10 protein-coding genes are annotated in these 9,604 nt (G+C 72.5%); 6 read left to right on the forward strand and 4 right to left on the reverse strand.

All coding sequences use genetic code 11. The annotated features are described in order from the left end of the window. The first annotated feature begins 38 nt into the window (after positions 1 to 38). Positions 39 to 1,196: a histidine kinase gene (locus ABZ953_RS31580; RefSeq protein WP_361731094.1), complete on the forward strand. Its 1,158-nt coding sequence runs from the start codon at positions 39 to 41 to the stop codon at positions 1,194 to 1,196. Beyond that, complete coding sequence (locus ABZ953_RS31585) at positions 1,184 to 1,798, forward strand: response regulator transcription factor (protein ID WP_361731097.1); 615 nt, start codon at positions 1,184 to 1,186, stop codon at positions 1,796 to 1,798. Before ABZ953_RS31580 ends, ABZ953_RS31585 begins: the two co-directional genes overlap by 13 nt. A 30-nt stretch (positions 1,799 to 1,828) precedes the next feature. Here ABZ953_RS31585 and ABZ953_RS31590 read toward each other — a convergent pair whose 3' ends face one another. The 3 genes from ABZ953_RS31590 to ABZ953_RS31600 all read right to left on the reverse strand — a co-directional run bounded on the left by ABZ953_RS31590 (position 1,829) and on the right by ABZ953_RS31600 (position 4,750). Next, entirely contained in the window at positions 1,829 to 2,683 is an 855-nt protein-coding gene (locus ABZ953_RS31590; RefSeq protein WP_361731034.1) for a transglutaminase-like domain-containing protein, read from the reverse strand. 68 nt (positions 2,684 to 2,751) lie between these two features. Further along, positions 2,752 to 3,582: a transglutaminase-like domain-containing protein gene (locus tag ABZ953_RS31595; protein WP_361731036.1), complete on the reverse strand. Its 831-nt coding sequence runs from the start codon at positions 3,580 to 3,582 to the stop codon at positions 2,752 to 2,754. A gap of 166 nt (positions 3,583 to 3,748) precedes the next feature. Further along, the gene (locus ABZ953_RS31600; RefSeq protein WP_361731037.1) at positions 3,749 to 4,750 is read right to left on the reverse strand and encodes a GNAT family N-acetyltransferase; all 1,002 of its coding nucleotides are present in this window, start codon (positions 4,748 to 4,750) and stop codon (positions 3,749 to 3,751) included. Between the two features lie 143 nt (positions 4,751 to 4,893). Here ABZ953_RS31600 and fdxA point away from each other — a divergent pair, with 143 nt between their 5' ends. Together fdxA and ABZ953_RS31610 are read left to right on the forward strand one after the other, a co-directional pair. Beyond that, positions 4,894 to 5,214, forward strand: a complete 321-nt coding sequence (gene fdxA / locus ABZ953_RS31605) for a ferredoxin (protein ID WP_030573070.1) — start codon at positions 4,894 to 4,896, stop codon at positions 5,212 to 5,214. Between the two features lie 93 nt (positions 5,215 to 5,307). Beyond that, entirely contained in the window at positions 5,308 to 6,402 is a 1,095-nt protein-coding gene (locus ABZ953_RS31610; RefSeq protein ID WP_361731040.1) for a bifunctional succinyldiaminopimelate transaminase/glutamate-prephenate aminotransferase, read from the forward strand. Positions 6,403 to 6,469: 67 nt separating this feature from the next. Here ABZ953_RS31610 and ABZ953_RS31615 read toward each other — a convergent pair whose 3' ends face one another. Beyond that, entirely contained in the window at positions 6,470 to 6,913 is a 444-nt protein-coding gene (locus ABZ953_RS31615; protein ID WP_361731043.1) for an ATP-binding protein, read from the reverse strand. A gap of 397 nt (positions 6,914 to 7,310) precedes the next feature. Here ABZ953_RS31615 and dapE point away from each other — a divergent pair, with 397 nt between their 5' ends. Then, the gene (gene dapE / locus ABZ953_RS31620) at positions 7,311 to 8,390 is read left to right on the forward strand and encodes a succinyl-diaminopimelate desuccinylase (protein WP_361731046.1); all 1,080 of its coding nucleotides are present in this window, start codon (positions 7,311 to 7,313) and stop codon (positions 8,388 to 8,390) included. 95 nt (positions 8,391 to 8,485) lie between these two features. After that, the gene (locus ABZ953_RS31625) at positions 8,486 to 9,253 is read left to right on the forward strand and encodes a TIGR00730 family Rossman fold protein (RefSeq protein WP_361731049.1); all 768 of its coding nucleotides are present in this window, start codon (positions 8,486 to 8,488) and stop codon (positions 9,251 to 9,253) included. The last annotated feature ends 351 nt before the right edge of the window (positions 9,254 to 9,604 follow it).

The raw sequence follows: 9,604 nt of genomic DNA on the forward strand, positions 1-9,604 counted from the left end.
AGAGCAAGACAGACGCTGAGAACAATGAGCTGCACCCCGTGTACACCTTCGGGCGACCGCCCCAAGGCCGCCGTCAGTGCCTGACGAAGGCGGTCTGGATCGGTGTCTGGCTGGTGTTCCTGAGTGCCCCGGTCAAGGACTTGGCGGACGGCCGTCACACGGCACTCGCCACGGTCCTCGGCTCGATCGGCCTCGCGGTCTTCGTGGCCTGCTATCTGACCCTCGTCTTCCGCTACACCACCAAGATCCTGCGGTGGGCCAACGTCATCGCCTCCTTCGCGGTCCTGGTCGTCCTCGCCGCGCTCCTCGCCTTCAGCTTCGGCGACCACTGGCTCGGACTCTTCGTGTACGTATCGGTCTCGGCGGGCGCCGTCCTGCCGATCCGGTACTCGCTCGGCGTGATCCCCGCGGTCACCCTGCTGATGATCGTGGTCGGCCTGCGGGACGACGGCCTCGGCAACCTGATCACCAACCTCGGCGTGATCACCCTCCTGGTGGGCTTCGCGATGTCCGGCGTACGCGAGTTGATCCGTACGACGGTCCAGCTGCGGCAGGCCCGCGCCACCGTCGCCCAGCTCGCCGCCAACGAGGAGCGGCTGCGGCTCGCCAGGGACCTGCACGACCTGCTCGGCCACTCGCTCTCCCTGATCACGCTCAAGAGCGAGCTCGCCGGGCGGATGCTCCCCACCGACCCCGACAAGGCCGCCCAGCAGGTCGCCGACATCGAACAGGTCAGCCGCCAGGCCCTGGTGGACGTCCGGGAGGCGGTCTCCGGCTACCGGCGGCGCACCCTGGCGGGCGAGCTCGCGGGCGCGCGCACCGCTCTCACCGCCGCGGGCATGGACGCCGACGTCCCGCTGGAGCCGCCCGCCGAACTGCCGGGCGAGGAGGCGGAGGCGGCGCTGGCCTGGGCGCTGCGGGAGGCCGTGACCAATGCCGTACGGCACAGCGGGGCGCGGCGCTGCACGGTGGCGTTCACGGCGCGCCAGACGCTCGCGGGACCGCTCCTCGAACTCACCGTGGAGGACGACGGGGCGGGCGGCTCCGGCGCCGCCGCGGGCAACGGCCTGACGGGCCTCGCGGAGCGCGTGGAGGCGGTAGGCGGGGTCCTGGAGACGGGGCCGGGGGTCCGCCGCGGCTTCCGCCTGGCGGCCCGCGTACCGCTGGCGAAGGCCGCCGTAGGATCCCTCTCATGATCAGGATTCTGCTGGCCGAGGACCAGGCGATGGTCCGTGAGGCCCTCGCGGCGCTGCTCGGCCTGGAGCCGGACATCGAGGTCGTCGCCCAGGTGTCCCGCGGCGACGAGGTGCTCGCGGCGGCACGTGAGCGCGCCGTGGACGTGGCGCTGCTCGACATCGAGATGCCCGGCCTGACGGGCATCGAGGCGGCCGGTGAACTGCACGCCGTCTTCCCGGAGTTGAAGATCGTCGTACTCACCACGTTCGGCCGCCCCGGCTATCTGCGCAGCGCCATGGAGGCAGGCGCCGACGCGTTCCTGGTCAAGGACGCCCCGGCGGCCCAGCTCGCCGCCGCGGTGCGCAAGGTGCTCGCGGGGGAGCGCGTCATCGACCCCACGCTGGCGGCGGCGGCCCTCGCGGGGGGCGCGAACCCGCTGACCGACCGCGAGCGCGAGGTGCTGCGCGCGGCGGCCGACGGCGCCACCAACGCGGAGCTCGCCACGGCCCTGCACCTCTCCCAGGGCACGGTCCGCAACTACCTCTCGACGGCGATCCAGAAGCTCGCGGTCCGCAACCGCGCCGAGGCGGTCAGGACGGCCAGGGACAAGGGCTGGCTCTGACGCGCACCGGCGGGCCCGCGCCACAGGCTCTCAGTTCAGCATCGCCCGCGCCCCGGCCGCCTGCCACCGGGCACGGTCGGCCGTCGCCGGGTCACGGCGGGCGATGTCATCGGCGTAGGAGTCGAGCGCGCGGGCGCCAATGGCGAAGTCCCCTCGCTGTACGAGGAGTTGGGCGCGCTCGTAGTGCAGGCGGGGCGGCGGTGCCGGGAGGAGCAGGGCGAGTTCGACGGCCCAGAGCGCGACGTCGGTGCGTTCGGGGCGTGCGGCGGCCCAGGCGCGGATGGTGTCGAGGATGCGCCCCACGACGTCCAGCGGGCCCGCGGGGCAGAGCATCGAAGCCGCCAACGGGCCACCTGTGGCTGCCGCGACGAGGAGCTCGACGTCCGCGCGGGCGAGGATCCTGCCGCCGCCGAAGGGGTCGGCGAGCACCTGCTCGTCGCGGGGGCCGAAGCCGACGACGAAGTGTCCGGGCAGCGCCACCCCGTGGACGGGGGCGCCCGCGCGCCGGGCCACTTCCATCCAGACGACGGAGAGCAGGATGGGCAGGCCTCTGCGGCGGCGCAGGACCTGGTGCAGGAGTGCGGAGTCCAGGCGCTGGTAGTCGCCCGGTCTGCCCCTGAACCCGCAGCGTTCGCCCAGGAGTTCGGCGAGGACGGCGGCCCAGGACCGCGGGTCGTCGGTGTGCCGGTGCCGGTGGCCGCGTACGGCCTGCTCCGCGAGCCGGTCGAGCAGGCGCCGCGTGGTCGCGATGCCCGGCCCGTCGAGCGAGGGGTCCGCCTCGGCGCCGATCAGCAGGCACAGGAGCGCCAGGTCGGGCCGCGAGGACCCGGCCTCGGCGGCGAACAGCCGCCGCCGCTCGGTGGTTCCGGGGGGTAGGGGGTGCATACGTCCGTGGTGCCCGGTCGCGCCGATCGATACGTCGCCGGGGCCTGGCGCGCCCGGCCGCGGCGCCGTCAGTTCAGCATCGCCCGCGCGGCCCGCGCCTGCTCGCGTACGCGGTCCGCCGTGGTCGGCTCGACCGTCGACACGACATCCGCGTACGCGTCGAGCTCCTTCGCGCCGCCGAGGAAGTCCCCTCGCTGTACGAGGAGTTGGGCCCTCTCGTAGCGCAGGCGGGCCGGATGGGCGGGCAGCAGGAGCGAGAGTTCGAGGGCGCACAGCGCGACCTCGGAACGCTCGGGGCGCGCGGCGGCCCAGGCGCGGATGTTGTTGAGGATGCGCTGCACGATGTTGAGCGGATCGGCGGGCGTCAGCATCGACGGCTGGATGCCCGTGCCCGCCGTCCCGGCGACCAGGAGCTCCGCGTCGGCGCCGGTGAGGAGGCGGCCGCCGTCGAAGGGGTCGGCGAGCACCTGCTCGTCGCGGGGGCCGAAGCCGACGACGAAGTGTCCGGGCAGCGCCACGCCGTAGACGGGGGCGCCCGCGCGCCGGGCCACTTCCATCCAGACGACGGAGAGCAGGATGGGCAGGCCTCTGCGGCGGCGCAGGACCTGGTGCAGGAGCGAGGAGTCCAGCCGCTGGTAATCGCCCGGCGTCCCCTCGAACCCGCACTGTTCACCGAGGAGTTCGGCCATCGCCAGGGCCCACGCGCGCGGTCCGCCGGGCCGGAAGGGCAGCAGGCCCGCGAGCCGGTCGAGTTCGATCTCGGCGGCGTCGATGCCGTCCTCGTCGAGCGAGGGGTCCGCCTCGGCGCCGATCAGCAGGCACAGCGGCGCGAGACCGGGCCGTTCCGACCGCGCCTCTTCGGCGAACCGCCGTCGCCATTCGCCGGACTCCGCGTGCATACGTGCCTCGTGTCTGCCCTCGCCGGGCGCTCTCTCCGTGCCGTGCTCTGCTCTGCCGTGCTCTGCCGTGCTCGTTCGGTCTGCCGTGCTCGTTCGGTCTGCCGTGCTGGTTCGGTCTGCCGTGCGCTGTCGGGTCCGCGGTGCTCTGTCGGGCCGCCGCGCCCGCTCAGGCGGGGCCGTACCGGTAGTGGTGATAGGCGTGATGCGCGGTGAAACCCATCCCGCCGTACAGCGATCGCGCGCCGTCGTTGTCGGCCTCGACCTGCAGCCAGGCCGCCGACGCGCCCTCGGCCAGGGCCTGCCGGGACAGCGCGGCCATCACCGCGGTGGCGAGCCCCTGGCGCCGGTGCGCCGGGTCCACCTCGACCGCCATGAACCCCGCCCAGCGACCGTCCACCACGCACCGCCCGATCGCGGCCGGGGCGTCACCGCTCCCGGGCACGGAAGCGAACCATACCGACGGCCCGCTCGCCAGCACCTTGAACACATGCGGTCCGGGTACCCCGAAACGCTGGTACCGCCGCAGCCACCCGTCGTCGGGGGAACGGGACAGCTCCACCCGGTCCACGTCCGCGGCCAGGTCCCCGAGCGCGGCGAGCCCCCCGATGTGGAGCTCCGCGCTCACCTCGCGCGCCCAGCCGCGCTCCGCCAAGCCGGCGCAGAGCAGTTCCTGCGTGCCCTCGGCGCCGGTCGCGGTCTGGACGTACGGGGGCAGCCCGCGGGCCGCGTACCACTCGCGTACGGACGAGAGCGCCTCGTCCAGCGGCCGTCCGGGGTCGCCGAGCGGCAGCACGGAGTTGGCGCGCCGCGTGAACCCGGCGGCCGCCCGCAGCTCCCACTCGCCGAGCCGCTCGCTCTCCACGGGCTGCCAGGCCCGCGCGGACACCCGGGCCAGCTCCTCGTAGGAGGCGGCGGGTCCGCGCCTGCGGGCGGGCGCGGCCGGCACGACCTTGCCCGCGACCAGGGAGCTCTCCGGAATCCGGACGCTCTCGCCGTTCCGTCGTGTGATGAGCATTACACCGTCGTTCCACGATGCGAGAACGCCCACCGTGTCGGTGAACTTCTCCCCCGGCGCCAAAGCGTCGCTCAAGCGCCGGACAGAGACTCGTTTGCCCACGTCAGCAGGGGTGATGCGGACCTCGAGCCGTCCGCCGGCGGTGAATTCCACAGCTCTGGGAGCCCCTCCTGTTCGGATCATGCCTGGGAACGGAGATACTAGGGGTGGGCATCGACGACGCCGCGCTCCCGCGCGCCAGGCGAGCGGAGCCTGAGGACGGCCCGCCAACGCCCGTATCGAGGAGGAACGACAGCGTGACCTACGTCATCGCGCAGCCTTGTGTCGACGTCAAGGACAAGGCGTGCATCGAGGAGTGCCCGGTCGACTGCATTTACGAGGGCTCCCGGTCCTTGTACATCCACCCGGACGAATGCGTCGACTGCGGAGCCTGCGAACCGGTCTGCCCGGTCGAGGCGATCTTCTACGAGGACGACACTCCTGAGGAGTGGAAGGACTACTACAAGGCGAACGTCGAGTTCTTCGACGAGCTCGGTTCGCCCGGTGGCGCGAGCAAGCTCGGTCTGATCGAGCGCGACCACGCCTTCATCGCCGCCCTGCCGCCGCAGAACCAGTAACGGCAGCCCGCGCGTCGCCCCGGTCCCGTACGGCATCCCGCCGCACGGGACCGAGGCGTTTGTCACCACCAGTACCAGTACGGGAGTCACCACGTGTCCGTAGTCTCCGACCGGCTTCCCACCTTTCCCTGGGACAAGCTCGAGCCGTACAAGGCCACGGCGGCCGCCCACCCCGGCGGCATCGTCGACCTGTCCGTGGGCACCCCGGTCGACCCGGTGCCCGAGCTGATCCAGAAAGCGCTGATCGCGGCGGCGGACTCGCCGGGCTATCCGACGGTCTGGGGCACGCCCGAGCTGCGCGACGCGATCACCGGCTGGTGCGAGCGGCGCCTCGGCGCGCGCGAGATCACGCACCGCAACGTGCTGCCGATCGTGGGCTCCAAGGAACTGGTGGCCTGGCTCCCGACCCAGCTGGGCCTCGGTCCGGGCGACGTGGTCGCCTACCCGCGCCTGGCCTACCCGACGTACGAGGTGGGCGCGCGCCTGGCCCGTGCCGAGTACGTCTCGTACGACGACCCGACCGAACTCGACCCGACTCGCCTGAGGCTCCTCTGGCTCAACTCGCCCTCGAACCCGACCGGGCGGGTCCTGTCCAAGGACGAGCTGACCCGCACCGTCGCCTGGGCCCGCGAGCACGGCGTGCTGCTCGTCAGCGACGAGTGCTACCTGGAGCTCGGCTGGGAGGCGGAGCCGGTCTCGGTCCTCCACCCGGACGTGTGCGGCGGCTCCTACGACGGGATCGTGGCCGTTCACTCGCTCTCCAAGCGGTCCAACCTGGCGGGCTACCGCGCGGCGTTCCTCGCCGGTGACGCGGCCGTGCTCGGGGAGCTGCTGCAGATCCGCAAGCACGGCGGCATGATGACCTCCGCCCCGACCCAGGCGGCCGTCGTGGCGGCGCTCGGCGACGACCAGCACGTGCGCGAGCAGCGCGAGCGGTACGCGGCCCGGCGCACGGCCCTGCGCGACGCGCTCCTGAAGCACGGCTTCCGGATCGAGCACAGCGAGGCGAGCCTGTACCTGTGGGCCTCCCGCGACGAGTCCTGCTGGGACACCGTCGGGCACCTCGCGGACCTCGGCATCCTGGTGGCCCCCGGCGACTTCTACGGCCCGGCGGGCGACCGCTTCGTACGGGTCGCGCTGACGGCGACGGACGAACGGGTCGCGGCGGCGGTCGAGCGCCTGGCGTGATCCGCCCGTGAGCATGCGAAGGGCCCGGAGCCACTGGCTCCGGGCCCTTCGTGCGTGGCGGGGACGATCAGCCGAGCGGCAGGCTCTTCACCGGCAGCTCGCCGGCCGGCAGGCCACCCTTGGTCAGCGAGTCGGTGGGCAGACCGCCCTTCGTGGCGGTGTCGGCGGTGTCGCCGAGGGTCTTGCCCGCGCTGCCCGCGACGTCACCGGCGGCCTGCTGGGCGGCGGGGGTCGCCGTCTTGCCGGCCCTGCCGACGGCCTTGCCGGCCGCGGGCACCGTCTGCTTCACGGCCTTGCTGCCGGTCTCACCGGCGAGGTTGGTGACGTTCTGAGCCGCACCGTCGACGGCGTCACCGAGGCCCGCGCCGTCCAGGGTGCTCACTCCGCCCAGGTCGGGGCCGGCCGGCAGGTCGGCGGCGCTCGCGGAGCCGGCCGCACCGACCACGGAAGCTGCACCCGCTGCGCTGAGCAGCGCGGCACGGGCGATCCGGCGGGTCAGGGGGAGGGACATGATGCTCCTTCAGACGGGAGAGAACTTTGGGGTGTCCGGCCGGATCGGCTCCGGCATCCCGCCGGACGGCTTCCGGCGATCGGACGCAGTGACTACCGCTCGAAGGCCGCGAAGGTTGCGGTGCGTCAACGTAAAGAGTTGGCAATGCGTCGCATAATCGGCTGCGGATAAAGGCGGGCAAAGGGTCAGGGGGCCGATTGCCCGAGGAATCGTAAATCCCCGGAGATCCCAAGGGTTTCGGGGTCTGTGCGGGAGGGGTACGGAAAGGCGTACGCGGTGTCGTCCCACGGTGTCCGGCGCACCCCGATCGAGTGACGTCCCGTACTCCTGTAGTGGTCGGCTGTCCTGCCCGCCACCCAAAGACGGGACTTCCGGCACGGGTCATAGAGTCGTCCGCATGCCTCACACACCGCTTGACCTCACGCTCGACGCCGCGGAGCTGACCGCGCGCCTGGTCGACTTCCCGTCCCCGAGCGGCGAGGAGAAGGCGCTCGCCGACGCCATCGAGACGGCCCTGCGCGCTCTGCCGCACCTCACGGTCGACCGGCACGGCAACAACGTCGTGGCCCGCACGGACCTCGGCCGCGCGGAGCGGATCATCCTCGCCGGACACATCGACACGGTGCCGATCGCGGACAACGTGCCCTCCCGGCTCGACGAGGACGGCGTCCTGTGGGGCTGCGGCACCTGCGACATGAAGTCCGGCGTCGCCGTCCAGCTGCGCATCGCGCAGACGGTGACCGAGCCCAACCGCGACCTCACCTTCGTCTTCTACGACAACGAAGAGGTGGCCGCGCACCTGAACGGCCTCGGCCACGTCGCCGACGCCCATCCGGACTGGCTGGCGGGCGACTTCGCGGTCCTCCTCGAACCGACCGACGGCCAGGTCGAGGGCGGCTGCCAGGGCACCCTGCGCGTCCTGCTGAGGACCAAGGGCGTACGGGCGCACTCCGCGCGCGCGTGGATGGGCTCCAACGCCATCCACGCGGCCACCCCGATCCTTCAGAGGCTCGCCGCCTACGAGCCCCGCAAGCCGGTGGTGGAGGGCCTGGAGTTCCACGAGGGCCTCAACGCCGTCCGCATCGAGGGCGGCGTCGCCACCAACGTCATCCCCGACGAGTGCACCGTCACCGTCAACTTCCGCTACGCCCCCGACCGCAGCGAGGAGGAGGCACTCGCCTTCGTACGCGAGTACTTCGCGGACTGCGGCGTCGACGAGTTCATCGTCGACGACCACACGGGCGCGGCCCGCCCCGGCCTCACCCACCCGGCCGCCGCCGCGTTCATGGCGGCCGTCGGCGGCGAGGCGCGCCCCAAGTTCGGCTGGACGGACGTCTCCCGGTTCAGCGCCCTCGGCGTGCCCGCGGTGAACTACAGCCCCGGCAACCCGCTGCTCGCGCACAAGATCGACGAGCGGGTCGAGGCGTCGCTGATCCCGGTGGCGGAGGAGAAGCTGCGGGCCTGGCTGACGGCGTAGCCGCGGGCCTCCCGGTACCGGACATCCCGAGATCCCTCTGCCGTAACCCGCGTAGATCTACGCTGTCAGTCACGTACGCATGGAGGGAGCAGACGATGAGCCAACCCGACGACGGTGCTGCCCGCGCTGCCGGCAAAGGTCCCGAGGAGCAGCGGCTCGGCCCGGTCCTTCGACGGCGGGACAAGGTGCAGCCCGGTACCACCGATCAGCGTCTCCTCGACTCCGACGGCCCTTCGGAGTGGGTGCACACGGACCCCTGGAGAGTCCTGCGCATCCAGTCCGAGTTCATCGAGGGCTTCGGCACCCTCGCGGAACTCCCGCCCGCGATCAGCGTGTTCGGCTCGGCGCGCACGGGGGAGGGGTCGCCGGAGTACGCGGCGGGCGTCGAGATCGGCAAGGCGCTCGTGGAGGCGGGCTTCGCGGTGATCACGGGCGGCGGCCCCGGCGCGATGCAGGCCGCCAACCAGGGCGCCGTCGAGGCGAAGGGCACCTCCGTTGGCCTCGGCATCGAGCTGCCCTTCGAGCAGGGCCTCAACCCCTACGTCGACATCGGCGTCAACTTCCGCTACTTCTTCGTCCGCAAGACGATGTTCGTGAAGTACGCGCAGGGCTTCGTGGTCCTGCCCGGCGGCCTCGGCACCCTGGACGAGCTCTTCGAAGCGCTCACCCTCGTGCAGACCCGCAAGGTCACGCGGTTCCCCATCGTGCTGTTCGGCTCGGCGTACTGGGGTGGCCTGATCGACTGGCTGAAGAACACGGTCATCGCCCAGGGCAAGGCATCCGAGGCCGACCTGCTCCTCTTCCACGTCACGGACGACGTCGAGGAGGCCATCTCCCTGGTGACGAAGGAAGTCGGGAAGTAGGACTCCCCTTCGGGGAAGGACTTCTTTCCGGGAGTCCTAGGCGAGCCCCCGGCGATTCGGGGAGTTCTAGGCGAGCCCCCGGCGGGCGACCGCCGGGGGCCGGTGTCCCGCGATCGTCGCGACCATGACCTCTTCTTCGTGCCACCCTCGCGCCGCTCGGCGCCGGGGCGCCTCCCGGGCTTCGCGCGGCTGTGCCGGACTCCGTCCGGCCGAGGGCGGGCCTCAGGCCAGTCCGCGCCGTGCGACCGCCGGGGGTCGGTGTCCCGCGATCGTCGCGACCATGACCTCTTCTTCGTGCCACCCTCGCGCCGCTCGGCGCCGGGGCGCCTCCCGGGCTTCGCGCGGCTGTGC

Source organism: Streptomyces sp. NPDC046465, assembly GCF_040646035.1.
Lineage (GTDB): Bacteria > Actinomycetota > Actinomycetes > Streptomycetales > Streptomycetaceae > Streptomyces.

Excerpts from the sequence above, each read along its gene's own strand:
- ABZ953_RS31590 (WP_361731034.1), bottom strand. The coding sequence starts at position 2,683 with ATGCACCCCCTACCCCCCGGAACCACCGAGCGGCGGCGGCTGTTCGCC.
- ABZ953_RS31595 (WP_361731036.1), bottom strand. The coding sequence starts at position 3,582 with ATGCACGCGGAGTCCGGCGAATGGCGACGGCGGTTCGCCGAAGAGGCG.
- ABZ953_RS31615 (WP_361731043.1), bottom strand. The coding sequence starts at position 6,913 with ATGTCCCTCCCCCTGACCCGCCGGATCGCCCGTGCCGCGCTGCTCAGC.
- dapE (WP_361731046.1), top strand. The coding sequence starts at position 7,311 with ATGCCTCACACACCGCTTGACCTCACGCTCGACGCCGCGGAGCTGACC.
- ABZ953_RS31625 (WP_361731049.1), top strand. The coding sequence starts at position 8,486 with ATGAGCCAACCCGACGACGGTGCTGCCCGCGCTGCCGGCAAAGGTCCC.